General features: G+C 68.3%; 22 protein-coding genes. 17 read left to right on the forward strand and 5 right to left on the reverse strand.

The genetic code is table 11. The features are described 5' to 3' along the window. Positions 1 to 7: 7 nt before the first annotated feature. Positions 8 to 1,777, forward strand: a complete 1,770-nt coding sequence (locus ACX5I6_RS06630) for a dihydroxyacetone kinase family protein (RefSeq protein ID WP_461839916.1) — start codon at positions 8 to 10, stop codon at positions 1,775 to 1,777. Then, positions 1,774 to 2,265 carry an RpiB/LacA/LacB family sugar-phosphate isomerase gene (locus ACX5I6_RS06635; protein ID WP_461839917.1) on the forward strand — a complete coding sequence of 164 codons (492 nt, stop codon included), beginning with the start codon at positions 1,774 to 1,776 and terminating at the stop codon, positions 2,263 to 2,265. Before ACX5I6_RS06630 ends, ACX5I6_RS06635 begins: the two co-directional genes overlap by 4 nt. 28 nt (positions 2,266 to 2,293) lie before the next feature. Here the strand turns inward: ACX5I6_RS06635 and ACX5I6_RS06640 are convergent, their stop codons facing one another. Then, a complete protein-coding gene (locus ACX5I6_RS06640) occupies positions 2,294 to 2,902 on the reverse strand; it encodes a TetR/AcrR family transcriptional regulator (protein WP_461839918.1) in 609 nt (202 codons plus the stop codon). A gap of 151 nt (positions 2,903 to 3,053) precedes the next feature. Between ACX5I6_RS06640 and ACX5I6_RS06645 the strand changes: the two genes are divergently transcribed. The 3 genes from ACX5I6_RS06645 to ACX5I6_RS06655 all read left to right on the forward strand — a co-directional run bounded on the left by ACX5I6_RS06645 (position 3,054) and on the right by ACX5I6_RS06655 (position 6,690). After that, a complete protein-coding gene (locus tag ACX5I6_RS06645) occupies positions 3,054 to 4,511 on the forward strand; it encodes an APC family permease (RefSeq protein ID WP_461839919.1) in 1,458 nt (485 codons plus the stop codon). After that, positions 4,501 to 6,138 (forward strand): amidohydrolase, encoded by a 1,638-nt coding sequence (locus ACX5I6_RS06650; protein ID WP_461839920.1) that lies wholly within the window; start codon positions 4,501 to 4,503, stop codon positions 6,136 to 6,138. Before ACX5I6_RS06645 ends, ACX5I6_RS06650 begins: the two co-directional genes overlap by 11 nt. 111 nt (positions 6,139 to 6,249) lie before the next feature. Then, the gene (locus ACX5I6_RS06655; protein WP_133831267.1) at positions 6,250 to 6,690 is read left to right on the forward strand and encodes an SRPBCC family protein; all 441 of its coding nucleotides are present in this window, start codon (positions 6,250 to 6,252) and stop codon (positions 6,688 to 6,690) included. Here the strand turns inward: ACX5I6_RS06655 and ACX5I6_RS06660 are convergent. Beyond that, the gene (locus tag ACX5I6_RS06660; protein ID WP_461839921.1) at positions 6,668 to 8,215 is read right to left on the reverse strand and encodes a carboxylesterase/lipase family protein; all 1,548 of its coding nucleotides are present in this window, start codon (positions 8,213 to 8,215) and stop codon (positions 6,668 to 6,670) included. The genes ACX5I6_RS06655 and ACX5I6_RS06660 overlap by 23 nt on opposite strands. A gap of 51 nt (positions 8,216 to 8,266) precedes the next feature. Further along, on the reverse strand, positions 8,267 to 8,563 hold the full coding sequence (locus ACX5I6_RS06665) for a hypothetical protein (RefSeq protein ID WP_461839922.1): 297 nt from the start codon (positions 8,561 to 8,563) through the stop codon (positions 8,267 to 8,269). Positions 8,564 to 8,666: 103 nt separating this feature from the next. On the opposite strand from ACX5I6_RS06665, the gene ACX5I6_RS06670 reads away from it, so the two are divergent. The 3 genes from ACX5I6_RS06670 to ACX5I6_RS06680 all read left to right on the forward strand — a co-directional run bounded on the left by ACX5I6_RS06670 (position 8,667) and on the right by ACX5I6_RS06680 (position 10,238). Continuing rightward, positions 8,667 to 9,389 carry an AAA family ATPase gene (locus ACX5I6_RS06670; RefSeq protein WP_461839923.1) on the forward strand — a complete coding sequence of 241 codons (723 nt, stop codon included), beginning with the start codon at positions 8,667 to 8,669 and terminating at the stop codon, positions 9,387 to 9,389. 92 nt (positions 9,390 to 9,481) lie between these two features. After that, the gene (locus ACX5I6_RS06675) at positions 9,482 to 9,766 is read left to right on the forward strand and encodes a hypothetical protein (protein WP_461839924.1); all 285 of its coding nucleotides are present in this window, start codon (positions 9,482 to 9,484) and stop codon (positions 9,764 to 9,766) included. 34 nt (positions 9,767 to 9,800) lie between these two features. After that, positions 9,801 to 10,238, forward strand: coding sequence for a universal stress protein (locus ACX5I6_RS06680; RefSeq protein WP_285246831.1), 438 nt, complete (start codon positions 9,801 to 9,803; stop codon positions 10,236 to 10,238). Here the strand turns inward: ACX5I6_RS06680 and ACX5I6_RS06685 are convergent. Together ACX5I6_RS06685 and ACX5I6_RS06690 are read right to left on the reverse strand one after the other, a co-directional pair. After that, positions 10,213 to 11,178, reverse strand: a complete 966-nt coding sequence (locus ACX5I6_RS06685) for a methyltransferase family protein (protein WP_461841680.1) — start codon at positions 11,176 to 11,178, stop codon at positions 10,213 to 10,215. The genes ACX5I6_RS06680 and ACX5I6_RS06685 overlap by 26 nt on opposite strands. Positions 11,179 to 11,289: 111 nt before the next feature. Next, entirely contained in the window at positions 11,290 to 12,549 is a 1,260-nt protein-coding gene (locus tag ACX5I6_RS06690) for a glycoside hydrolase family 1 protein (RefSeq protein WP_461839925.1), read from the reverse strand. Between the two features lie 218 nt (positions 12,550 to 12,767). Here ACX5I6_RS06690 and ACX5I6_RS06695 point away from each other — a divergent pair, with 218 nt between their 5' ends. The 9 genes from ACX5I6_RS06695 (at position 12,768) to ACX5I6_RS06735 (ending at position 26,270) form a co-directional block, all read left to right on the forward strand. After that, positions 12,768 to 14,324: an ABC transporter substrate-binding protein gene (locus ACX5I6_RS06695; protein ID WP_461839926.1), complete on the forward strand. Its 1,557-nt coding sequence runs from the start codon at positions 12,768 to 12,770 to the stop codon at positions 14,322 to 14,324. A gap of 66 nt (positions 14,325 to 14,390) precedes the next feature. Continuing rightward, complete coding sequence (locus ACX5I6_RS06700) at positions 14,391 to 15,344, forward strand: ABC transporter permease (RefSeq protein ID WP_461839927.1); 954 nt, start codon at positions 14,391 to 14,393, stop codon at positions 15,342 to 15,344. Next, entirely contained in the window at positions 15,341 to 17,446 is a 2,106-nt protein-coding gene (locus ACX5I6_RS06705) for a dipeptide/oligopeptide/nickel ABC transporter permease/ATP-binding protein (protein ID WP_461839928.1), read from the forward strand. Before ACX5I6_RS06700 ends, ACX5I6_RS06705 begins: the two co-directional genes overlap by 4 nt. Beyond that, a complete protein-coding gene (locus ACX5I6_RS06710) occupies positions 17,443 to 18,450 on the forward strand; it encodes an oligopeptide/dipeptide ABC transporter ATP-binding protein (protein WP_461839929.1) in 1,008 nt (335 codons plus the stop codon). The genes ACX5I6_RS06705 and ACX5I6_RS06710 overlap by 4 nt, the downstream gene beginning before the upstream one ends. Positions 18,451 to 18,487: 37 nt before the next feature. Further along, positions 18,488 to 20,779: a family 78 glycoside hydrolase catalytic domain gene (locus tag ACX5I6_RS06715; RefSeq protein WP_461839930.1), complete on the forward strand. Its 2,292-nt coding sequence runs from the start codon at positions 18,488 to 18,490 to the stop codon at positions 20,777 to 20,779. Next, positions 20,779 to 21,738 carry a glycoside hydrolase family 43 protein gene (locus ACX5I6_RS06720; protein WP_461839931.1) on the forward strand — a complete coding sequence of 320 codons (960 nt, stop codon included), beginning with the start codon at positions 20,779 to 20,781 and terminating at the stop codon, positions 21,736 to 21,738. The genes ACX5I6_RS06715 and ACX5I6_RS06720 overlap by 1 nt, the downstream gene beginning before the upstream one ends. Before the next feature lie 59 nt (positions 21,739 to 21,797). Further along, the gene (locus ACX5I6_RS06725) at positions 21,798 to 22,262 is read left to right on the forward strand and encodes a phage tail protein (protein WP_285246948.1); all 465 of its coding nucleotides are present in this window, start codon (positions 21,798 to 21,800) and stop codon (positions 22,260 to 22,262) included. Positions 22,263 to 22,330: 68 nt separating this feature from the next. Next, positions 22,331 to 24,685 (forward strand): glycoside hydrolase family 95 protein, encoded by a 2,355-nt coding sequence (locus tag ACX5I6_RS06730; protein WP_461839932.1) that lies wholly within the window; start codon positions 22,331 to 22,333, stop codon positions 24,683 to 24,685. A gap of 85 nt (positions 24,686 to 24,770) precedes the next feature. Next, positions 24,771 to 26,270, forward strand: coding sequence for a glycoside hydrolase family 43 protein (locus ACX5I6_RS06735; protein WP_461839933.1), 1,500 nt, complete (start codon positions 24,771 to 24,773; stop codon positions 26,268 to 26,270).

A 26,270-nucleotide genomic window follows, 5' to 3' on the forward strand; every position in this document is an offset into this window, starting at 1 on the left:
TCCCTCCATGACAAAGATCTTCAACGACCCCTCCGACTTCGCCGAAGAAGCCCTCGCCGGGTTCTGCGACGTCCACTCGGACCTGGTCCGGCAGGTTCCCGGCGGTGCCGTCCGCCGCTTCCGGCCGGCACAGCCCAAGGTGGCAGTCCTGGCCGGCGGCGGCTCGGGCCACTACCCGGCCTTCGCCGGGCTGGTCGGCTCCGGCTTCGCCGACGGCGCCGTGGTGGGCAACATCTTCACCTCGCCGTCCGCCCAGCAGGCCTACGCGGTGGCCAAGGCCGCCGAGTCCGGCGCCGGCGTCGTCTTCACCTACGGCAACTACGCCGGCGACGTGATGAACTTCGGCATGGCCAGCGAGCGCCTGGCCGCCGAGGGTATCGCCGTGGAGAACGTCCTGGTCACTGACGACATCGCCAGCGCCCCGCCGTCGGAATCCGCCAAACGCCGCGGCATCGCCGGTGACTTCACGGTCTTCAAGATCATGGGCGCCGCCGCCGAGAACGGCGCGGACCTGGCCGAGGTGGTCCGCCTGGGCCGCAAGGCCAATGAACGCACCCGCACCATCGGGAGCGCCTTCGCCGGGTGCACCTTCCCGGGCGCCGAATCGGCCCTGTTCACGCTGCCCGAAGGGCAGATGGGCCTGGGCCTGGGCATCCACGGCGAACCCGGCCTGCATGACACCGACCTGCCCTCGGCCAAGGAGTTGGGCCACGAACTGGTGGCCCGCGTACTCTCCGAAACCCCGCCGGACGCCGGCAGCCGCGTCGCCGTCATCCTCAATGGCCTCGGCTCCACCAAGCATGAGGAGCTCTTCGTCCTCTGGGGGACCGTGGCGCCGCTGCTGCGCGCCGCCGGCTGCACGCTGGTGATGCCCGAGGTGGGCGAACTGGTCACCAGCCTTGACATGGCCGGCGTCTCGCTGACCGTCACCTGGCTTGATGAGGAACTGGAACCCCTGTGGGCTGCCCCGGCAGAGACTCCCGCGTACCGCCGCGGCAGCGCTGCCCGGGAAACCGGGGCCCGAGGCGTCGAGGAAACGGCCGACGGCGGCGCGGGAGTCTCTGCGTTCGTCGCCACAGACGCCTCCCGCGAGTACGCCGCCGCCTGCGTAGCGGCCATTGATGCCGCCCGTTCGTCCCTGCACGACGCCGAAGAGCGGCTGGGTCGAATGGATGCGATTGCCGGCGACGGCGACCACGGCCGGGGCATGGTCCGCGGCGTCGACGCGGCCGCCGCAGCCGCCTCCGCCGCCCTGGGCCACGGCGCCGGCGCCGGCGATGTGCTGGCTGCCGCCGGCGACGCCTGGGCGGACAAGGCAGGTGGCACCTCCGGTGTCCTGTGGGGTGCTGGGCTGCGGGCCTTCGGCGAGACGGTGGGCAATGCTTCCGCACCCGCACCCAGTGCGCTGGCGGCAGCAGTGACGGCGTTCGCGGACCGGATTGTCCAGCTGGGCAAAGCCGAAGCTGGGGACAAGACTATGGTGGACGCCCTGCTGCCGTTTGTTGCCGGGTTCAGCCGGGCGATGGGCTACGGCGTGGAACCGGGACGGGCATGGCAGGACGCGGCACGCGAGGCGGCCATCGCCGCGGAGGCCACCGCGGACCTCCTGCCACTCAAGGGCCGGGCCCGGCCCCTCGCTGAAAAGAGCCTGGGCGCGGCGGACCCCGGCGCCACATCGCTGGCCATGGTCTTCGCCGTCATGGGGCCGCACTTCACCGGCGCCGCCGGGGCCGAAGCCGGCGCCACCACCATTGCGGCGACGGCCGCTGAGTCATGACAAGGGAAGGAAACACCATGGGGCTGCGGCTCATTGTCGGCGCGGACGAAGCGGGCGTGGACTACAAGGACAAGGTCCTCGCGGACCTGAAGAACGATCCGCGCGTCAGCGAGGTCATCGACATCGGCGTCAACCGGAGCGACGCGCCGGACGATTTCACCCGGCCCTACCCCTTCGTGGGCATTGCCGCCGGCGAGATGATCCGGGACGGCGCCGCTGACCGGGCCATCCTGTTCTGCGGCACCGGAATCGGCGTCGCCATCGCCGCCAACAAGGTCGAAGGCATCCGCGCCACCGCCGCCCACGACTCCTTCTCCGTGGAACGCTCCATCTTGTCGAACGACTGCCAGGTCCTCACCATGGGACAGCGGGTGGTGGGCATCGAACTCGCCCGCCGCCTCGCCAGGGAATGGATCGGCTACACGTTCGACCCGGCGTCGGCCTCGGCTGGCAAAGTGAAGGTGCTTTCCGACTTCGAGTCCTGCTGACAGGCCGTGCCCCGGAGCTGGGTGGTCTTCAGCCGCCCAGCTTCGCGCGCAGGCCGCCGATGATCACGTCCAGCCCGAAATCGAAGGCGTGGTTTCCGCGTTCTGCGGGCGGCCCGGCAAAACCCAAGGCGCGTTTGAGTGCGGGATAGCCCTCCGCAGGTGGATCCCACACCACATCCGGAGCCGCGAGGTCCAGGGCCGCGCCCAGGGCGAAACTGTCGATGGTCGAAATGGCAGACACCACCTCCCGGCCCTTGAAGCCGGCCGCTTCCAGTGCCAGTGCGAGGTCCTCATACAGGCCAATGACGTCGGCATCGGTAATGGACTGCAGCACCATCAGGGGTGCCAGCCGCGGATGGCGGGCAAACGCGTCCCGGTACGTGCGGATCAGTATCCGCAGCGCAGCTTCCCAGTCCCGGTGGTCCACTGGAGGATACGGCTCCTCGGTAATGATCCGGTGCCTCAACAGTTCCAGGATCTGGTCCCGCCCGCTGACGTGGTTGTAGATCGAGGACTGGCTGACGCCGATCCGTTTCGCAAGCTTGGGGAAGCTGAAATCCCCGCTCTCATCAACCAGTTCCAGGGCGGCCGTGGTGATGGCCTCCACGGAAATCAAGGGGAGGAGGGGGCGGCCCATCTGTTCTCCTGACTGCGTTCGGACATCCGCTCCAGCCTACTGCCCTGTCACATATCCGCCGTTGCCAAAAAACCCTTGTGCTCCAGGTCACTTGGTTCCATACTAAACGAAAGCCTTTCGTTTAAGTGGGCTTCCAAGAAAGGACCGAGCCTTGTCCGAGACCAAAACCAAGCCCAAGACGCCGTCTGCGGACGGCGGGCTCAAACGCAACGCCCTGGGAACAGGAGGCATCGCCTTCCTGGTGATCTCGGCGGCAGCACCCCTGACAGTGATGGCCGGCGTAGCCCCCGTGGCGATCGGAGTAGCGGGCATCGGCGCCCCTGCCGGCTACCTCCTGGCCGGCATCGTGCTGACCCTCTTCGCCATCGGGTTCATGGCCATGACGCGGCACGTCAAAGCCTCCGGCGGCTTCTACACCTACATCTCGATTTCACTGGGCAAGACCGTGGGCCTGGCTTCGGCCATCCTGGCGATCATTTCCTACAACTGCCTCCAGGTCGGCGTCTACGGACTCTTCGCCGTACAGACCCACGACATGCTTCATGTCCTTTTCGGCCTCGACGTTCCGTGGCCTGTCGTGGCGCTGGCAGCCGTCGCGGCCGTCTGGTTCCTCGGGTACCGCGGGATCGACGTCGGCGCTAAAGTCCTCGGCGTCCTGCTGGTCGCCGAGACCGGCATCCTGGGCGTGATGGGCGCAGGCATCCTGGGCAGCGGAGGCGCGCACGGAATCAGCGTTGGTTCCTTCAGCCCGGAACAAGCCTTCGGCCCCGGCGTCCTGGCGATCCTTGGCATCTGCTTCGCCGCGTTCATGGGCTTTGAGTCCACCGTTCTCTACCGTGCCGAAGCCCGCAACCCGGACAGGTCAGTCCCACGGGCCATGTACATCGCCGTGGGGTTCATGTCCGTCTTCTACGCTTTCATTGTCTGGACCGTCATCCAGGCTTTCGGCGAGGACCAGGTGGTTGCCGCGGCCGGGGAGCTGTCCGGCGGAATGTTCTTCCAAACCATTGGGCAGTACGTGGGGCCTTGGGCCGAAACCGCAATGTACGTCCTGATCGTCACCAGCGTCTACGCGTCCCAGCTGGCTTTCCACAACGCCATCAACCGCTACGTCTACATGCTCGCCAAGGACGGCGTCCTGCCCGCGTTCCTGGGCCGCACCCACCCCCGGTTCCGGTCCCCGCACCGCGCCGGGCAGCTGCAGACCCTGCTGGCGGCTGCGGTGATCACCATCTGCGCCCTCCTGAACGCGGACCCCTACCAGCAGCTCCTCATCTGGGTGAACACGCCCGGAATCTTCGGCATCGTGGCCCTCCAGGGCCTCGTTTCGGTGGCAGCATTCCTCTACCTCCGCCGGAACCCCCTTGCCGCCGCCAACAAACTCCTGGCCCCGCTCAGCCTGGTCTCCGCCGTACTCCTCTTCGGCGTCGTCCTGCTCATCGCCTTGAACATCGAGCTCCTCACCGCAGCCGACGCCCTGACCAACACCATCCTCATCCTCGTCACGCCGGTGGTCTTCGCCGGCGGACTGCTGGCCGCGCGCTGGGTGCGCCGCCGCCGTCCCGGCACCTTCGACCGCATTGGAAGCTTTGAAGCACATGAATCCTGACCTCATCATCCTCGCCGGCACCATCCACACCATGGAAACGGCGCCTGCAACCGGCCCGGCCCCCCAGGCTGTGGCCATCAGGGACGGCCGCATCCAAGCCATCGGGACCCGGAAGGAAGCAGAAGCCTGGGCAACGGCGGAGAACCTGATCGATTTCGGTGATGCCGTGTTGACCCCAGGCCTGGTGGACTGCCACGTCCATCCAGTCATGGGGCTGGACATGACCCGTGGCTGCGATCTTTCCGGCGCCTCCGACCTCGCCACCGTCCGCGCCCGGCTGCGGGCGGAAGCGGACGCAACTCCGGCCGGGGAATGGATCCGTGCCTGGGGCCTTGATCCGAACGTCTTTGGCTCAGCGCAGCCCCACCGGGAACTGATTGACGACGTCGTGGCGGGCCGGCCGGCCCTGCTGCGGCTGTTCGACGCCCACTCCGCTCTGGCCAGCAGTGCGGCACTGGACCTTGCCGGGGTGAGCGGGCCGCGCGCCTTCGACCAGGCCGCAGAAGTGGTCTGCGACGGCAGCGGAAGGCCCACCGGGCTCCTGCTTGAGGCTGCCGCGCTGGACCTCGTCCTGGCGCACATGCCAACGGAAACGTTCCAGGAACGGAAGCGGCGGCTGGCCGAGGTCTTTGCGGGGTTTTCCAGGGCAGGCCTGACGGGCATCCATGTCATGGACTGCGGCGGCGAGACGCTGGAGCTCCTGGCCGACCTGGAACGCGGACCCGACGGCGGACTGCCGCTGCGCGTGCGCATTTCGCCCTGGTGCATGCCCGGCAGCCGGGAGGAAGACTGGCGGCGGCTCGCAGGGCAGGTGGGAACGGTGCGCGGGAAGCGGTGGGAAGTGGCCGGCGTCAAGCTGTTCGTTGACGGCACGGTGGACAACGGCACCGCCTGGCTGTTCGAACCGGACACCCAGGGACAGTCAACGGCACCGTTTTGGCCGAGCCCGGCGGAGTATGCGCGGGCCATCCGGTTCTTTGCCGGCCGGGGGATTCCCACGGCCACCCATGCCATTGGCGACGCCGGGGTGGCGGCTGTCCTCGCTGCCTTCGAGGCCCTGCCGGCCGGGCTGCCGCCCGCGCCGCACCGGATTGAGCACATTGAAACGGTCCCGGACCCACTGATCCGGCGGTTCGCGGAGTCGGGCCTGATTGCCAGCATGCAGCCCAGCCACTGCACGCACTATTCGCGCGCGGACCAGACCGACAATTGGTCGCGCCGCCTGGGAAAGGATCGGGCGGACCGTGGCTGGCGGTGCGCCGACCTGCGGGCCGCGGGGGTATCGCTTGCACTCGGTTCCGACTGGCCCGTGGCTCCGTTTGAACCGCTGCCTATCCTGGCCGACGCACAGTTGCGGCGCCGGTCCGGGCACCCGCTGGAACAGCCGATCGTGCCGGGCCAGGCCCTTAGCGCAAGGCAGGCATTGGAAGGCTACACGTCCCACGCCGCCAAGGCTGCGGGGGAGTGGCAGGTCGCCGGTTCCGTCGCCGTGGGTAAACGCGCCGATTTCACGGTCTTCGATATTGATCCGCTGACGGCGGCGCCGGATGACCTGGCGGCGGGGCGGGTGCTCGCGACGGTCGTGGCAGGCCAGCCGCAGCATCTTTCGCTGGCGGCCGCCCGGTAACCAGGCACGCGGCGCTCGCGGTGGCCCCGGCGGGAGGACCGGCCGGGGCCCCGCGGGGCCCCGGCGCAGAATGGCCGCCGCTCCACGGCCTGGTCCTCCTACACTGGGGTGATGATCACAGTCACCGGAAGTGTGGAAACCAACCTGTCCGCGGAGAAGGCCTTTGCCTTCCTGAGCGAGTTCGAGAACACCAGCAAATGGGACCCCAACACCCCTGTCATGGACAAGATCACGCCGGGGCCGGTGGCCGTGGGGCACAAGTACCACGCCGAATCCGAGTTTCGCGGCAAACGCCAGGCCCTGACCTACGAGGTCATCGAGCTCTCGGAAAACCACATCAAGCTCCGGGGCGAGAACAAGACCGTCACCTCGTACGACTCCATCGACGTCCGCGCCAGCGGGACAGGTTCTGTGGTCACGTACACGGCCGAGTTCAGCATCAACGGGCCGGCCAAGATCATCCAGCCGCTGCTTAAACCGGCCTTCAACTCACTGCGGGACCCCGCCCTGAACGGCATCCGGGACACCCTTAACTCGCTGGCAGCGGGCTGACGGCCTCAAAAAATGCCCGAAGCGCACCGCGCGGGTCGGCCTCAAGGCGCGTCTCGTCGTCGAACACCATGGTGCTGCGTCCGTGCCCGTACTCGGGCCACACGAGCTGTGCCGTGTCCGGTGACCCTGTCCGCGCAAAGGATGCCCAGGCCCCGCTCATGGCGTCGCTGAGCCGGGGTGGTGCGCTGCCGCGGGTGAGGAAAGCCGCCGCCGGTGCGTCCAGGTGCCGGAAGACGAACGGGATTTCCAGGGCATGGCAGGCCCCGAGCTTGCCGCCCATGGCCGGGCTGCGCCACGTGAACAGGTAGGCAAAGCTCTTCCCGGCGCCGCCCGCCGCGCGCCGGGCCGCCAGGAGCCGGTTGCTGGGCTGCCGGTACAGGGAATCGGCAATGGCGGATTCCAGGAGTTCCTTGCCTGCCGGTTCACGCTGCAGCACCTCCTCCAGCGCGGCCGCGTATCCGCCGGCATGGGCGGCAGGAATCCCGGCCGCGGCAAGGACGGCGGCGGCACGCTCCGGGTATCCGGGGTCGGCCGGCGAGGGCGGCCGCATCTCCACCGCGAACGAGCCCTCGTTGAGGTTGGTTCCGATCAGCAGGTCGACGCCGCTGTTCACCCCGTTCCGGACCGCGTCGAGCGGCGGCGCCGGCAATGACGGCGTCCCCACTGTCGGCTGGAAGGGGAGCGGGACTGCGTAGGACTGCGCGGCGAAACGCTTCTCAAGGCCTTTTTGCGCTGCCAGCAGCTGCTCCGCAGGGAGGGTGAGGAGTTCCGCTGCTGACGCGGGGGCCAGGCCGCACCGGTCAAGGAACGCGGCGCTGATCCGCGTGGACTCCTCCGGTTGGCGGTACCGCTCGGCCGTTCCGCTTTGCATGATGGCCCGGCGGAACAGCCCTTCCGACGCCGGCATCCCCAGCAGGGTGCCAATCGCCGCGGCTCCCGCCGACTCGCCGAAGATGGTCACGTTCCCCGGGTCGCCGCCGAAGGCGCCGATGTTGCGGCGGACCCAGCGAAGGGCCTCCAGCTGGTCCAGCAAGGCAACGTTGGACGACTCGGCGTACCCGTCCCCCAGCAGGTCCGCCAGGTGCAGGAAGCCCAGCGCGCCGAGCCTGTAATTTATGGACACCACCACCGCGCCCGCCGCGGCGGCGAGCCTGGCGCCGTCGTACATGGCGTCGCTGTTGGCGCCCAGCACGTACGCGCCGCCGTGGATCCAAACCATCACCGGCCGCGCCTGGCCGCCGGAATCCGGTGTCCAGACGTTCAGGTTCAGGCAGGCGTCCTCGCTCCACCTCCGCGGCACGGCACCTGGAGGTGCCGGGGATTCGGGGTTCTGCGGTGCCGCAGGCCCGGCGGCGGTGCAGTCCAGCACCCCGTCCCACGACTCCAATGGCACGGGCGGACGGAAGCGGTTCACGCCCGACGGCGGCCCGGCGTACGGGATGCCAAGGAACCGGTGGACGGTGGTCCCGTCAGTTCCGAGGGAGGTGCCGCGGAGGGAACCACCGGGGGTGGAGAGGAGGGTCATGGTTGACAGGTTACGTCGTGGGGGCGCCCCACGGCGGCCGCGGGGACCTGCTCAGCTTTGCGGGCCTCCCGACGGGGAGTCATTCCGGGTGTGCCGGAGGATCAGGGCGGAACTGCTCAGTGGTGCCCGGAGCCTCAGGCCCTTGGCAGTGCAGTGCTCATTGACGGCCAACGACAGTGCGTCCCGTTCCTTCGCCGACAGGGTGGCTTCGCCGGCGCAGTACGCACGGATGAGTTGTTCCGAGGCGTCGCCGCCGAGCCCCACGAATTCGAGCCACAGCTGCGAGATATCCAGCCGGTGCTCCTTGATGACGGCCCCCGTCAGGGCTTGCTGGTCCACGGCATCCATTGTCCCGTCCTAGCCTTTGCTACACCTGTTCCACTGGACTTCGGAGCGGAACCCGGAATGGATGGGTGAAGTGGAGAAGATTTTTTCCTGTAAGAATGGGCCCATGCCCCTGCGCTCCTACCCGATCCGGCGCCTGGCAGAGGACCCCTCGAACGTCCTTGACCGCGTACGCTGGCCGGCCGTCCTGCCGCCGGTGGCCCAAGTCCTCGACCAGGGGCTCGACCTGGGCCCGGCCACCATCCTGGTGGGTGAGAACGGCTCGGGTAAATCCACGCTGGTGGAAGGTATCGCGCTCGCCTACGGGCTGTCCCCGGAGGGCGGGTCCACGGGCGCCAGGCACACCACCCGGCCTACCGAGTCCGTCCTCGGCGACCATTTGCAGCTGGTTCGGAACCCGGGCGCCACCCGGCGGGGCTACTTTCTCCGGGCCGAGACAATGCACGGGCTGTACACCTACCTGGAAAAGAATCCCAGCACGTTCACGCCGGACATCCCGTTCCATGACATGTCCCATGGCGAGTCCTTCCTGCAGTTGGCAGCCGACCGGTTCCGCGGAGCCGGACTCTGGGTCCTGGACGAACCGGAGTCTGCACTGTCCTTTTCGGGCTGCCTGAGCCTCCTGTCCGTCCTGAACGAACTGTTGGCCGGCGGCCAGTCCCAAGTGATCATGTCCACCCATTCGCCGCTGCTGGCCGCCTTGCCCGGCGCGACCATCCTGGAAGCGGGGCCTTGGGGTTTGCGGTCCCGGTCCTGGGCGGAGCTGGAGCTCGTGGCGAACTGGCAACGGTTCATGGACTCGCCCGAACGCTACCTCCGCCACCTCTAGCTGCCCGAGGACCTTCGCCCCTAGGCAGGAAAAGGCTCCAAGCGGTCAACTTGATTGTCCGGAACAGGCAGCAATATCAGGAGGCAGGGACCATGGGCGCGTGCGATGTCTGCGGCAGCAGCGAGGGCCGCATTTTTACCGTCAGTATGGGAAACCAGATCGGCACGTTCGACAGCTTTGAGTGTGCAATCCACATGATGGCTCCCGCCTGTGAGCACTGCGGCTGCCGGATCCTGGGCCATCCGGTGGAAAGCGAAGCAGGCATCTACTGCTGCCTCCACTGTGCCAAGGAAGCGGGAAATCCGCACCAGGCCCCCAAAGCCGAGCACTCCACCGTGGCCGTTCCGGCCCCGGGCGCCGCCGCCGGCCAGGGCTGACCCGGCTGGAAGCCTGAAACGGAAAAGGGGAGCCATGGCCGGTGACGGAAAGTACAAGATCGTGGTGGGAACGGACGGATCGGAGCAGTCCCGGGCCGCCATGGACTGGGCCGTGCAGGAAGCCAGGCTGCGGCACGGCGAAGTGCAGGCCGTAACCGCCTGGAACTTCCCCTATGTCACTGATGCCCTGGGCACCGCCTGGGACTATGAAATCTTCGAGAAGGACGCGCAGGCGATCCTGGAGGCGGAGCTGGAACGCGTCAAGGACCAGGACGTTGCCATCACCGGCCGCATCGTGGAGGGGAACCCGGCTTCGGCGCTCATCGAGGCATCCAAAGATGCCAACCTCATAGTGGTGGGCTCCCGCGGCCACGGCGGATTCACCGGCATGATGCTTGGCTCCGTTTCGCACCAGACCATCCACCACGCACACTGCCCGGTGCTGGTTATCCGCGAACCGGCCGTTGATTAGCGGTGCCGGTACGGCGGCTGGCGGGAAGAGTCGGGATCCAGCACCGGACGGTTTCGCGGTAGCGCTGGAATTCCTGGCCAAAACGCTTCGAGAGGTCTGCTTCTTCCAGTGGCCTGACGGCATAGTTCCACACCAGTGAGCCCAGCACCGCATAGCCAACCACCAGCCACGACTGCAGGATGAGCCCGACGGCGGCCCCCTGAACGATGCCCGCCACCGCCATCGGATTGCGGATCCAGCGGTACGGCCCGGCAACCACAAGGCGGTTTGCCATCACGGACGGCAACGGCGTCCCGTCTCCGAGGGTGGACATCACGGCGGCAGACCAGATCCCCAAGGCGCTCGCAAGGATGAGGATGGCGACGCCGGCCGGGACGGCAACTGCCGGGAAGTCCAGGCCCAACCCCCAGCGCTGTTCGAGAACGGCCAGGCAGTCCGGGACCAGCCCCAGGAAGAATCCCCAGAACAAGACAATCTGTCCGAACGTGGCGGCCACATGGGCTCCTGCGTTCGTGCGTTTCCGGGCCGGTCGGAACGCAAACGGGCCACGGACAATCCACGCCGTGGGGATGCGGCCAAACAGCACCAGGCACAGTCCGGCAACCGACCCCGCAGTGGCGGCGCCCATGGCCAGCACGCCGAGGCCCGCCCGGGCGCTTACCGTGGCATAGACGGCCAGGGCAACGGTAACAATGGTGGTCCACACGGTGCCGGCAACCGCTGCGGACCGCACGCCGCAGGCTGCGGCCGCAGAGGCAAGGACAAACAGCGGAATGTCGAACACGGCAACCAGGAACGGGTCCAAGCCTCCCAGGGTTGCCCGGCGCACCGCCGGGTCCAGGAAGACCGCAATCCACCACAAACACCCGGCGACAGCTTGAACGGCAAAGTACGCCCTGCCCCACTGGCCTGACTGCGGCACAGATCCCCCCGAATCCATTCTCGCCGCGACAGTCTGCGGCATGTCCCAGCCTAGCGAATGCGCCGCCGGTTCCGGCGGAACAGGCATGGTCCGGGCTTCCCGTGGAAACCCGGACCATTGCCCTTGGTGCTAGGCGGGCTGCGGCGCCCCGGCCCTGGCGTGCTCCCTGGCCAGGTTCCCCAGCCAGCGCGCGCTGTCCTTGGGAGTCCGTTCCTGGCTGGAGCGGTCGACGGCGATCAGGCCGAACTTGGGCCCGTAGCCGAAGATCCATTCGAAGTTGTCGAGCGCGGTCCAGGCGATGTACCCGCGGACATCGATGCCGTCCGCAAGGCAGGAAGCAACGCCGTCGACGGCCGCCTTCAGGTACGCCACCCGCTGCGTGTCATCCTCGGTGGCCAGGCCGTTCTCGGTGACGATCACCGGGATGCCGGCGATCCTGTGGGCCTCGCGGATGGTGGCCTCCAGCGCCTGGGGATAGATTTCCTCGCCCATCTGGTTGGTAGGCACACCCTCCGGTGCCGGGGCATGGCCTTCCGGGCCGTACACGGTGCGCCCGTAGGTCTGGATGCCCACGACGTCGTCGCCGCGGGAGGCCTCGAGGAAACGCTCGTTGACGTCCCGACGCACCCGGCCTGCAATCCCTTCGCCACCGGGCAGCGCCTGGATATCGGAGTTTGCGAGGGTCCACCCCACCTGGAGGTCCGGGCGACGGGCCTTGATGGCCTTGGTGGCGGCCCGGTGCGCGGCCACCTTAACCTCGAAACCGGCTTTGGTGGAGCAGAACTGGAACGGCGCGAGGGTGGCAGCCGCCACGCCCAGGCGCTCGGCGGCGGCCGCCCAGATGGGCACCGAACCGCGGTTCTCCGGGGCTTCCCCGCCGATGCCGAACGACTCCAGCAGCCAAGGGAGGTTGGGCTCGTTCAGGGTGCAGGCGACGCCGATCAGGTCACCCAGGTGGGCCATGACCCGGTCGCAGTAGCGTGCGAAGAGTTCGGGTGTCCGGCTGCCCTCCCAACCGCCGATCCGAAGGAGCCACAGCGGTGACGTGAAGTGGTGGAACGTGACCACCGGGGTGAGTCCATGGTCGTGGCAGGCTTCCAGCACCCGCTTGTAGTGGTCCAGTGCTGCCACCGAGAACTTGCCTTCCTCCGGTTCGATCCGGGCCCATTCCACGGAGAAGCGGTAGCTGGTAAAACCGAGGCCGGCGATCAGTGCGATGTCCTCGCGGTAGCGGTGGTAGTGGTCCACGGCATCCCCGGACGGCTCCGCGAAAATCGTTTGGGGAAGGTGCTCCAGGAACCAAGTATCGCTGTTGACGTTGTTGCCTTCCACCTGGTGGCCGGCGGTGGCCACGCCCCAAAGGAAGTCGCGGGGGAACGGGTTGGTCATGGGGTTCCTTTCGTGATGGACGCGTTTGGGCGTCCGAGGCTTCGCTGCCTTCCATCCATCCTTCCGCCAGGCGTGACCGCCGCCACAATACTTTTTCAATCAATGACATTGTCATGTTTGGTGCCTGTGGCCCCGGCTGATTCTTGAAGGGAGCCGGCGAGCAGCCAGCCCCCACAACCGTTCCTCCGTCGTCACATCAGAATGCAAAGGCGCACTACATGAAACTTCCGAACTCCACCGCCCGTGCGAGCTCCGCCGTTCTGGCCGGTGCCCTGCTGATGGGTTCCCTGGCCGCCTGCGGCGGCGGGTCCAGCCAAGCCGCTGCAAAGGCTGATACCAGCAGCCTCACCCTGGCCATCGACAGCGACTCAGCCTCCTTCGGTTTCGACCCGCTGCGTGTCTCCGCAGCCCAGCGCCAGTTCTTCGAAGGCCTCTACGACAGCCTGATGACCCTTCAGCCGGACGGTTCCGCAGGTCCGGGCCTGGCCAAGGACTTCAGCTACAACGCGGACAACACCGTCCTGACGCTGAACCTCAAGGACGACGTCACGTTCACCGACGGCTCCAAACTGGATGCCGCCCTGGTCAAGGCCAACCTGGACCGCCGCTCCGATCCCGCACTGAGCGCCTACTCCGCCGTCGCCAAGGGCGGCGCCCAGGAAATCACCTCCGTGGACGTGGTCAGCCCCACCCAGGTGGCCCTGACCTTCGCCAAGCCGCAGCCCGGATTCGAGAAGAACCTGGCCTCCACCACCGGCATGATCGTGGGCAAGAACGGTGTCGCCGACACCTCCAGCCTCGCTGCGACCCCTGACGGTTCCGGCCCGTACACCCTTGACCCCTCCACCGTGAAGGGCAACAAGTACGTCCTGGTGAAGAACGACAAGAGCGCTGACGCTTCCAAGTACGCCTACAAGAAGGTGGTCTTCAGCGTTGTCCTGGACCCCCAGGCCCGCGCCAACGCCCTGGTCTCCGGTCAGGCCGACGTGGCCATGCTGACCTCGAACACCGTTGACTTCGCGAAGTCCAAGGGCGTCGGCGTTTCCCAGATCGGCGGCACGGTCAACACCATGATCTCCTTCGACAAGATCGGCAAGACCGCCCCGGCGTTCGCCCAGGAGAAGGTCCGCCAGGCCATCCAGTACGCCATCAACCGCCAGGCCCTGGTGGACGCCCTCCACAAGGGTGACATCCCCGCCTGGAATGCCCTCCCCAAGGATTCGGCCGGCTTCACCAAAGACCTCGAAACAGAGTTCGCGTACAACCGGGACAAGGCGAAGAGCCTGCTGGCCGAGGCCGGCTACCCCAACGGTTTCGAGTTCACCATCATCGCCGGCGCACAGACCCAGACGGACCTGCAGGCAGTCCAGAAGGACCTCGCCGCCGTCGGCATCACCATGAACGTGAAGATGGCCGCCTCCACCGACGAAGCTTTCGCCGCCGTGGCCACCACGCCCCTGGGCTACGCTCCCCTGAACTGGGACAACCCCGTCGGCGTGATGTACGGCGCCGTCCTCAACGGATTCACCAACGTCCAGAAGGCCACCGATGACCAGCTCAGCGCCGCCACCGGCGAGCTGGCCGCAGCGAAGGACGACGCCGCCGTGAAGGCCGCCGCCACGAAGCTGAACACCCGGCTGGTGGAATCCGGTTGGATGATCCCGCTGTACGAGGCCTTGACCAACCAGGGCTACAACACCAAGAAGGTGGCGCAGGTGAAGTTCGCCGGCACCAACGCCTACCCGCTCCTCTCGTCCTACACGCCGGCCAGCTGATACCCGCACCGTCCCGGGCGGCCCTTGTCCACCAGGGCAAGGGCCGTCCGGGAAGGGGCATGACCGATGGAGGTCACCATGGCACTATTCATTACCAAGCGCCTGCTGATGGCGCTGGCCACCGTGCTGGTGGTTGCGGTCCTGGCATTCCTGCTGGTCCACGCAATGCCGGGCAGCCCCGGGGCCGTGTCCCTCGGCGCCGGCGCCTCCCAGCAGGCGATCGACGAGGTCAACCAGCGGATGGGCTGGAACGACCCGCTGCCGGCGCAGTTCTTCACCTGGCTCGGTTCCGCGGTCCAGGGCGACCTGGGCGTCTCGCTCATCGACGGCCGCTCGGTCAGCGCCGACCTCGCCAGCCGGCTGCCCGTCACCGCCTCGCTGGCTGCCGGCGCCACCATCCTCAGCGCGGTCCTTGGCATCGGCCTGGGCGTCACCGCAGCGGTCCGCGGCGGCGTCGTGGACCGGATCATCGGCGGAGTGGCAGGCATGGCCGTTGCCCTGCCCGCCTTCTGGATCGGCATCATCTTCGTGTACCTGCTGGCCGTCCAGTCCTCCGTCTTCCCGGCGACCGGTTATGTCCCCTTTGACGCCTCCCCACAGGACTGGGCCCTGTCCCTGGCGTTGCCCGTGATCACCCTGGCGGTGGGCGGAGCGGCATTCATCGCCCGCCAGACCCGTGCCTCCATGCTCGAGGCCCTGCAGCAGGAACACATCCGCACGCTGCGGGCCACGGCCACACCCACCTGGAAAATCCTCTACGTCCATGCCCTGCGCTACGCCAGCCTCCCGATTGTGGCCGGCATCGCCCTGCAGTTCATCCAGCTGTTCGGCGGTTCGGTCATCGCGGAGCAACTGTTCGCCATGCCCGGCCTGGGCCAGGCCGTCCAGAACTCCGTCAGCACCCATGACGCCCCGTCCGTGCAGGGCGTGGTGGTGATCGCCACCGTGGTGGTGGTCGCCGTGAACCTGGTGCTGGAACTCGCCACCAAGTTCCTCGACCCGAAGTTGCGTGCCTCATGATTCCCAACGTTGCCCCCGCGTCCGCAGATCAAGCACAGCCGACGACGGCCGCGGACCTTCGCAAGACACGTCGCCAAGGCGCGCCGAAGAAGTTCACCGGCAGCAAGCTGTTCGGCTCGCCCGGGAGCATCGCAGGGGTGGCCTGGCTGGCCGTCCTCGTGGCCGCCTCCCTGACCGCCCCGCTGTGGCTGCCGTTCAAGACCGAGGACCAGGACTTCACCGCCGTTCTTTCCGGCCCAACCGCCGCGCACTGGCTTGGCACGGATGAACTGGGCCGTGACCTCCTGAGCCGGATCTTCGCCTCCGCCGCCGGCACCCTCGGAACGTCAATGATCACGGTGATTGTCGCCGTCGGACTCGGAACGCTCCTTGCGATGCTGGCCGCAGCCGCCGGCGAGCGCGTGGAGAACGCCGTCAGCCGCGTCACGGAGATCATGATGTCGCTGCCCGGCACCGTGATCATCCTGGCCGTGATCGGGGCCGTGGGAACCAATATTCCGATGATCATGGGAATCCTGGGCGTGCTGATCTCGGCCGGCATCTACCGGGTGATGCTCGGGCAGGCCAAATCCCTTCAGTCGCAGCTGTACGTGGACGCCGCCAAAGTGGACGGTGTCAGCACCGCGGGTATCAGCCTGCGCCATGTGCTGCCCGGCCTGACCAACACCATCGTCGTCCAGGCGGCGCTGATCTTCGCCGTCGGCATGCTGATCCAGGCAGGCCTGGCGTTCATCGGATTCGGGCCGCCCATCCCGCAACCCAGCTGGGGCGGAATGATCCAAGGCGCCTCCCAGCACGTCTATGACGCACCCTGGATGATGGTGCCCACCGGCGCCGTACTTGCCCTGACCGTCCTGTCGGCCAACGCCATCGGCAACGCCCTCGGCAAGGCGCCCAACGCCACAGCCTCACATCTGCCTTCCGCCGCCGCCCGGCGCCAGCGCGCCAAGGCAGTCGCCGCCATCGCTTCAGCAGCCCCCGCTCCCATCACGCAGGATGGGGTGGCGAAGGGGACGCTCAGCGTCCGCAACCTGTCCGTCGGCGTCGACAATACCGGTGCGGGCAGCGGCGTCCGCCTGGTCACCGATGTCTCCTTCGACGTCGAACAAGGCACGGTCCTGGGGCTGGTGGGGGAATCCGGCTGCGGCAAGACGATGACCGCGCTGTCCCTCCTCGGGCTGCTGCCGTCCGGGGTCTCCGTCACGGGCGGCCAGATCCTCTGGAACGGCAGGAACCTTGCCGCCACCACCGACAAGGCCATGGAAACCGTCCGCGGCCGGGACATCGCCCTGATCAGCCAGGAACCCATGCGCGCCCTGGATCCCATGTTCACGGTGGGCTACCAGCTCACCGCCACCATCCGGCGGCTCCGCGGCATGGGCAAAGCGGAGGCCCGGGAGGAAGCCCGTAACCTTCTGGAGAAGGTGGGGATCGTGGACGCCGCACGCATCCTGAAGACCTATCCGCACCAGATCAGCGGCGGCATGGCCCAGCGCGTGGCCATCGCCCTGGCGCTCGCCGGGCAGCCGAAACTGCTGGTGGCTGACGAACCAACCACCGCCCTGGACGTCACGGTGCAGGCCGAAATCCTGTCCCTGCTGCGCGCCCTGGTGAGGGAGACCGGCATGTCCGTGGTCATGGTGACGCACGACCTCGGCGTGGTGGCGGACATCTGTGACCAGGTTGCCGTCATGTACGCCGGCCAGGTGGTGGAGAACGGCAGGACGGAGAGCATCCTGGACAATCCCCGGCACCCCTACACCCTGGCCCTGCTTGCCGCAGACCCGCACGCCAACCACGCAAACGACATGCCGGAACGCCTCGCCACGATTCAAGGGCAGGTCCCCCAGCCCAAGGACTGGCCCACCGGGTGCCGGTTCGCCGCCCGCTGCCAGTTCGCCGGCTCCGCCTGCCTGGAACCCGTCCCGCTGCTGTCCTCGGGCGCCGGTTCAGGCGTGGTGCGGTGCGTCAAAGCGGACCAGCTCGCCGTCGAAGGCATGGACTGGCTGGCCACGGACGTACCCGCCGCCCGCGCCCTGGAGATCACCCCCACGCAGAATCCGCGCAGTCTGCAGACCATCGTCGAAAAGGACCTGGCATGAGCACCGCAGTCACCGAACGCCGCGATTCCACGCCGCCTTCCGCCGCCACCCCCATGCTGGAGGTCAAGGACCTGGTGGTCCGCTACGGCCGGGGCCGGAAGGCAGCCGCGGCCCCCGCCGCCGTCGACCATGTCAGCTTCAGCATCGCCCCCGGGGAGACCGTGGGACTGGTGGGGGAGTCCGGCTCCGGGAAGTCCACCATTGGCAAGGCAATCCTTGGCCTGCAAAAGGTCTCCGGCGGCACCATCACCTACCAGGGCAAGGACGTCACCTCCGCCGGCGCCGCGGAGCGCCGGGCTCTGGGCGGGGAACTGCGGGCCGTCTTCCAGGACCCCAACTCCTCGCTGAACCCGCGCAACACGGTGGGCACCTCCCTGGCGGAACCGCTGCGCCTCCGCGGCCTGTCCGCGGCGGAAGCGCGTGCTAAAGCGGAGGACATGCTGGAACGCGTGGGCCTGCCGCGGGACGCCGTGGACCGGTACCCCAGCCAGTTCTCCGGCGGCCAGCGCCAGCGCATTTCCGTGGCACGTGCCCTCATCTGCGATCCCCGGCTGGTGGTCTGCGACGAAGCCGTCAGTGCCCTGGACCTTTCCACCCAGGCGCAGGTGCTCAACCTGCTGGCCGACCTCCGCGACGAGCGGGGCCTGAGCTACCTGTTCATCGCCCACGACATCGCCGTGGTGCAATTCCTGGCCCAGCGCGTGGTGGTGCTGTACCGCGGGCAGGTCATGGAAAGCGGACCTGCCGCGGCCGTTACTGAAAACCCGAGGCACCCCTTCACCCAGGCGCTCGTGGCCGCCTCCCCGGTACCGCGTCCGGCGGAGCAGGCGGCGCGTCGCGAAGCGCGCGAATCACTGGGTGTCCGCACCGGGGCGGCTGCGGTGCCCGCACCCGGCGGCTGCCCCTTCCGGCTCCGCTGCCCCCTGGCCACCGACCTGTGCGCCACCGAGCGGCCGGCGCTGCGCCGGGTGGGGACGGCCGACGTCGCCTGCCACTACGCCTGAACCCCTTGCCTCAACTTCAGAACGGACCCCTTCTTCCATGACTTCCACTCCCTGGCTCGCCGCCATGATTTCGCCCGAGCAGGACTTCGACGGCGCCCCGCTGCTCCGCAAGGAATTTGCGCTCGAGGAGGGCCACGGCGGCGTGGTGAGGGCGACGCTGCGGGCCACCGCTTTCGGCGTCTATGAGGCGTTCATCAACGGCTCACCGGTGGGGCATGACGTCCTGAGCCCGGGCTGGAGCTCCTACGAGTGGCGGCTCCGCTACCGCAGCTATGACGTCACGTCCCTGGTGACCCCCACCAGCGTGCTGGGGGTGGAACTGGGCAACGGCTGGTACCGCGGCCGGCTGGCCTGGCACGGCATGTCCAACCTCTACGGCAGCGAGCTGGGGTTCTTCGGCCAGCTGGACATCGAGTTCGAGGACGGCCACGTCCAGTCGATCGCCTCGGACACCACCTGGCACGCAGGCCCTTCCACCACCACCTTCAACGACCTCTACGACGGCCAGGCCATCGACGCCCGCCGCTCTCAGAAGGGCTGGGCGGAGCCCGGCTTTGTGCCAGGCTCTGACTGGACGGGCGTGCGTGAACTGGCGTTCGACGGCGGCCGGCTCGCTGAGCCTGTGGGCCCGCCCGTGGTGCGGGCCGGCGTCGTCCGTCCCGTGGAAATCTTCACCTCACCCGGCGGCCGGACACTGGTGGACTTCGGCCAGAACCTGGTGGGCTGGCTCCGGTTCACCGTTCGGGGCAAGGCCGGGCAGGCCATCACCGTCCGGCATGCCGAGGTGCTGGAAAACGGCGAACTCGGTGTCCGGCCCCTGCGGTCCGCGAAGGCCACGGACACGTTCATCCTCTCCGGCGGGGAAGACGTCTTTGAACCCACCAAGACCTTCCACGGCTTCCGCTACGCCGAAATCGCCGGCTGGCCGGGAACACTGACCGCGGATGACGTTGAGGCCGTGGTGGTCCACTCAGACCTTGAGCGCACCGGCACTTTCGAATGCTCCAACGAACTCGCCAACCAGCTGCACCGCAACATCGTCTGGGGCCTCCGCGGCAACTTCCTGGACCTGCCCACCGACTGCCCGCAGCGCGACGAGCGCCTGGGCTGGACCGGCGACATCGCGGTCTTCGCCCCTACCGCCGCCTACCTGTACGACGTCAAGGGCTTCCTTCAGGACTGGCTGCTGGACCTCGCCGCCGAGCAAAAGGCGGCAAACGGCCTGGTGCCCATCACCGTGCCCGATGCCCTGAAGTACTGCCCGCAACCACCGGAATTCCCGGCCTCGGAATCCTCGGCGCTCTGGAGCGAAGCCTCCGTGTGGGTGCCCTGGGCACTCTGGGAGGCCTACGGGGACATCAGCGTCCTGCGAAACCAGTACGAGTCCATGGCCTCGCACACCCGCCGGGTGGAGGGGCTGCTCTCGCCCACGGGACTGTGGGACTCCGGCTTCCAGTTCGGCGACTGGCTGGACCCCGACGCCGCGCCGGACCAGCCATGGGCGGCCAAGGCTGACACCGGCGTGGTGGCCACCGCCTGCATGTACCGCACCGCGCGCCTCACTGCGCAGGCCGCCGGGCTGCTGGGAAAGCACGACGACGAAGCGTACTTCGAGGCGGTCGCCGCCCGGGTGCGGAGCGCCTTCGCCGAACACTACGTGGCAGCCGGCGGCACCATCCGCAGCGACTGCACCACCGTCTACGCGCTGGCCATCGCCTTCGATGTCCTGCCGACCCCGGAGCTGCGGGAATTCGCCGGGAGCCGCCTGGCCGATCTGGTCCGGGACAACAACTACCGCGTGTCCACCGGGTTCGCCGGCACCCCGTTCATCACCCACGCGCTGACGGACACCGGCCACGTGGACGAGGCCTACCGGCTGCTGCTGGAGGAGGGCTGCCCGTCCTGGCTGTACCCGGTGACGATGGGCGCCACAACAGTCTGGGAACGCTGGGATTCCATGCTCCCGGACGGCACCATCAACCCCGGTGAAATGACCAGCTTCAACCACTACGCCCTGGGCGCGGTGGCCGACTGGATGCACAAAGCCATCGGCGGCATCCGGCCGCTGGAGCCCGGTTACGCCCGGGTGCTCATCGCACCGCAGCCGGGGGACGGGATCAGCTGGGCCAAAACCTCCCTGAAGACTCCGCACGGTGAGGTCCGGGTGGAATGGACGCTCGACGGCGGTGCGTTCCGCCTGGAGGCGACCGTCCCTGCCGGGGTGGCGGCCGACGTCGTGCTTCCGGACGGTGCGCGGCACGCCATGGAGGGCGGGACGCGCCGCTTTGACTGCCCTGTTGCGGTGCGGGAACCGTCGGTGGCCCGCTGATGGGGGCCGCTGCCCGCACGGAACCTGCCCTGCGCCTCGACGGGATCCGGATGCGGGACCCGTTCATCCTGGAGTCCGCTCCCGGCGGGTTCGTCCTGTTCGGGACCAGCGATGAAAATGTGTGGGGCGGACCGGCCACCGGCTTTGACTGCTACACCAGCGAGGACCTGGAACATTGGGATGGCCCCTTTGCCGCCTTCCGGCCGCCGGTGGATTTCTGGGCGGACACCCAGTTCTGGGCTCCGGAGGTGTATTCGCTGGACGGGCGGTTCTTCATGTTTGCCACGCTCGCAACATCGTCCCGGGCCCGCCCTCGGGGCGTTGTGGTGCTCGTTGCCGATGCGGCGATCGGCCCCTACCGGCCGTGGAGCGACGGACCGGTCACCCCGGCTGCGCAGCCCTGCCTGGATGGAACACTTTACGTTGACGACGCCGGCGCCCGGTGGCTGGTCTACAGCCGCGGGGCGGAAGGGACACAGGAGGAACCGGGGACCGCCGACGGCCACATGTGCGCGGTCCGCTCGGCCCATGATCTTCGCGCCGCCGTTGGTGAGCCGGTCCTGCTGTTCACGGCCTCCTCGGCCCCCTGGGCCAGGCCGCTCCGTCTCCCGGACGGCGCAGAACCTCCGCCGGGACTGAACCTTGCCAAGGACCCGCTGTTTACCGACGGGCCGTTCCTCCTCCGTTCAGCACAAGGGTCACTGCTGATGCTGTGGTCCAGCCGCGGCGAAGCCGGTTATGCCATGGGTATCGCCGAGTCAGCAGGGGGAACGCTGACGGGGCCATGGGTGCAGCAGGATGAACCCTTGTGGCCGGACAACGGCGGGCATGGCATGGTCCTCCGCACCTCCGGCGGGTGCGACTACCTGGTCTTTCACGGGCCGAACGACACACCGAACGAACGGGTCCGGCTCACAGGTGTAAGAATCGACGGGAATGGCCTCCGCCTGCTTCGATGAGGTGCGGCGGGGGCGCTGATCTGCAACGATGTGGCAAAAAACCATTCCCAGGAGGACTCATGCCGTACACCGTGGATTTCAAGAACGTGTCCACCGTTGGTTTGGAATCGTCGCCGGTTGCGGACGCGCTGGCCGGGCTGCGGGCCAACGAGGCACGCTACTACAAGAACAAATACGACCACGACTTCACCGTGGTCCCCGCGGACGAGGCGCCGGAAACGGTTGACTATGTCCACAACATCCTCTCCACCGAGCGGAACCTGGTGATCTCCTCGAAGCCGCTTGAGGTGTCCTCTTTCGAGGTGGACGGGCTGCGGATGGCGTACGTGTTCTATGAGTCCGGGCTGTCCATCAACGTCATGTACGGCATTGCGGAAGGCGGCAAGCGGGCGGTCGGGTTCAAACTCTCGGACGGCATGGACGTTCCGGAGGAACTGGCGTCCAGCTTCAAGTTCGCCCGCCAGAAGTCCAAGCTTGCGGGCACCATCCGCGGCTCCTACTTCGTCATTAAGGGCGAGTACTGAGCGCTGAAGCGGGGGCATCGCCTGGATCCGCGGGGCCGGTTGGAGCGCCCGGCCCTGATCCCGCCCACGTGCTCTGGTACCGGGGCCAGGCGGAACGGTCCGTCGAGTCCCTGCCGGTGGGCAACGGACTCGCAGGGGCCACGGTTCGCGGCCTGGTGGGTGGCGAGCGCCTCCAGCTCAATGAGGGTTCGGCGTGGTCCGGGCCAACCAGCCGGTCCGCGCCGGTACTGGATCCATCCGCCGGGCCGGCAACGCTCCACGCTGTCCGTTCGGCGGTGGATGCCGGGGATGTGCGGCGGGCGGAGGAGCTGCTGCTGGCATTCCAGGGCACGCATTCGCAGGCGTACCTGCCGTTCGCTGTCCTGGCAGTGGACGTTGCCGGGTCCGCGGCAGCTGTTGACGGTGGTCCCGCCCGCTGGCTCGACCTCCGGACCGGCATCGCGGAGCACCGATACGTGGTTGACGGCGCCGAGGTCAGGCACCGGACCTTCGCCTCCCACCCGGACGCCGTGATCATCCACGAGATCACCGCCGACGCTCCTATCACCGTGCGGATCGGGTTGCACCCCGACGGCATCCGGCCCCTTGGACAGGATGTCGCAGAGCATGAGTGGGGGAACGAACTGCGCCTGCGGTTGCTGCTGCCCAGCGACGTGGCGCCCGCCTTTGAGCGGACTGCCGAGCATATCCATTACGACGGCGACTCGCGCGCCGGAGCAGTCCATGCCGGCGTCGCCACCGACGGGGCTACGGACGCCACCGCGGGAGTCCTCGCAGTCACGGGCGCACGTTCCGTGCGGCTGGCCATTGCCACCGGAACGGTCCTGGCGCATCCGCTCACAGGCCGGCACGCGAACACCGCCGGTTCCCCTGACGACCTTGCCGTACTCCTCACCGGCCGTGTGGCGCGGGCCCTCCAGGACTCCGCGGAGGCGGTGCTGGAACGCCACGTTGCCGACCACGCCGGGCTTTACGGCAGGGTCCGAATGGATCTCGGCCCGGACGCCGGCGCAGGCTCCGGTCCGGGTAAGCCAACGGACCAGCGCATCCGCGACTTCGAAGACGACAAGACCGACACCGCCCTGGTCTCCCTCCTGTTCCACTACGGCCGGTACCTGTTGATTGCCTCCTCCCGCGCCGGTGGGTTCCCGGCCAACCTCCAAGGCATCTGGAACGAGGAACTGCCGCCACCGTGGAGCAGCAACTACACCGTGAACATCAACACGGAAATGAACTACTGGCCGGCACTGCCCGCCAACCTTGCCGAATGCCACGAACCGCTGCTGCAGCTGGTGGACACGCTTGCCCGCACCGGCCGGCCCGCTGCGGCCCTGTACGGGGCGCGGGGATGGGCGGTCCACCACAATACGGATCCCTGGGGCTACCCGTTTGCCGCCGGCGCCGGTGAAGGCGACTCCATGTGGGCCAGCTGGGCCATGGGAGGCACGTGGCTGGTCCAGTCAGCCTGGCAGCACTACGCCTACACCGGGGATGCCGGCCGGTTGCGCGCTTCCTGGCCGGCCATCGAAGGGGCATGCCTCTTCGCCCTGGACTGGATCGTCGGGGATACGGACACCGGAACGCACACGTCGCCGTCCACCTCTCCCGAGAACCAGTACGTCGCCACGGACGGGGCGCCGGCGTCGGTGAGCCGGTCCTCCACCATGGATGTTTCCCTCCTCCGCGGGCTCCTGGATACGGCTCGGCACGCCGCCGCAGCCTTGGCGGAAGACCCACCTTGGCTGGCGGACCTCGCGGACAAGGTGCATGCCCTTCCCGGGCCGGCCACCGGGGACCGGGGAGAAATCCGGGAATGGTCGTTCCCGGCCACTGAGCATGCACCGGACCACCGGCACACCTCCCACCTGGCGGCCGTCTATCCGCTGCGGCAGTGGAATCCAGAGGCCACGCCGGCGCTCGCAGCCGCTGCTGCCAGGACCCTGGACTTCCGCGGCCCCGAGTCCACCGGCTGGGCCATGGCCTGGCGCATCGCCCTCTGGGCGCGGCTTGGCAACGCGGCAAAAGCTGAGGAGAGCCTCAACCTGGCACTCCGGGTGGCGGGGGAGGGCTTCGACGGGCGCGGCGGGGTCTACCCAAACCTGTTCACCGCCCACCCGCCGTTCCAGATCGATGCGAACTTCGGTGCCACCGCCGGCATCGCCGAGATGCTGCTCCAGTCGGACCCGGCCGCCATCCGGCTGCTGCCGGCCCTGCCGGAATCATGGCGGGAGGGATCGGTCACTGGCCTGCGGGCGGTGGGCGGAATCGAGGTGGACCTCCGCTGGTCCGGGGGCGTCCTGGACAGCGTCGTGCTGCGGTCTGCCGCGCCAGTCCACCGGGAGGTCAGCTGGAACGGCCACCGGACCACCGTACGCCTGTCCGGCACCGAAGATCTTGGGCTCCGCCGCGGCAGCTTCGCGTAGCGGCCTGCGCCGCCGGCCCCGGAACGCGTTCCAACGAATGAAATAGGGCCACACGGTGCGCCGGGCCAGGCGAAAGGATGGCTGGATGCACTCCAATCCCATCCTTCCCGGCTTCAACCCGGACCCGACTATCGTCAGTACCCCGGACGGGTATTACGTGGTGACGTCATCGTTCGAGTACCTCCCCGGACTGCCGGTTTATCACAGCCAGGACCTGCAAAGCTGGGAGCTGATCGGGCATGTGGCCACGCGTGAGGAGCAGGTCCACGTTGCCAACGTCCCGACGCCCGGAGGGGTCTGGGCGCCGACGCTCCGGTACCGGGACGGCGTGTTCCACCTGATCGTCTCGGTCTTCCTCGGGGGCCGCGGCTGCGTGCTGTTCACGGCCACAGACCCCGCCGGCCCCTGGAGCGACGGGATTGTCATCGACGCGGTGGACGGCATCGACCCGGACCTGGCCTGGGATGAGGACGGAACCGCGTACGTGACCTTCGCCCGGCACCCGGACGCGATCCAGCAGGTCCGCGTGGATCTGGAGACCGGGACGGCCCTGGAGGAGCCCAGGCCGCTCTGGTGGGGCAGCGGCCTCTACTCGCCTGAGGGTCCGCACCTCTACCGGCGCGGCGACTGGTGGTACCTGCTGGCGGCCGAGGGCGGGACGGACAGGGGCCACGCCGTCACGGTGGCCCGTTCGCGCCGCCCGGACGGACCCTTCGAGGCGGCGCCGCGCAATCCCATCCTCACCGCGGCCGGTACGGGCTCGCCCATCCAGAACACCGGGCACGCAGACCTGGTGGAGCTTCCCGACGGCGGCACCGCCATGGTGCTGCTGGGCGTCCGTCCGGTGGGCCTCACCCAGGCGTTCTCCCCGCTGGGCCGCGAAACCTTCCTGACCACGGTGGACTGGGTTGACGGCTGGCCGTACGCAAGCCTGCCGGTGCCGTCCTCCGTCCTGCCCGAACGGGCCGGGCATGACTTCACCGCGGGTGCCGGCCTGGACCGCCCGCACTGGATTGGAGTCCGGCGGACACCTGCGGACTTCACCACGCCAACGGACGGCGGACTGGTCATCACTGGAGACGGGAACACCCTTGACGCGCCCCGGCCTGCCTTCGTCGGGCAGCGTCAGCGCCACCTCGGCATCGAATTGCGGGCCGTCCTGGACGTCACCGCCGGGAGCGGCGGCATCGCCGTGCGCAACGCGGAGGACAACTGGTTCGGCGTTGAAGCCGGCAGCAGCAGCGCGGGTGTTACGGTCACCGCGCGGGCCGTCGTCGCAGGCTTTGACCGTACTTGGGAGGCAACGCTCCCGCACGGTGACGTTGAATTGGCGATCCTGGCCGAGCCGCCGTCGCGCGATTTCACGGCCGGGGCCGTGGGCGGCGACAGGATCCGCCTCCTCGCCCGGCCTGCGGCGCCTGACGCTGTCTCGGATGGCCGTGCCAGTGAGGTGCTGCTCACCGAACTGGACGGCAGGCACTGGGCGTTTGAAACCGCCAAGGCGTTTACCGGGCGGGCCTTCGGCGCCTACGCCGTGGAAGGAGACGTAGTGGTTCGCCGCCTGGACTATTGCGGCCAGGACTGA

It is taken from the genome of Arthrobacter sp. MMS24-T111 (assembly GCF_054888995.1).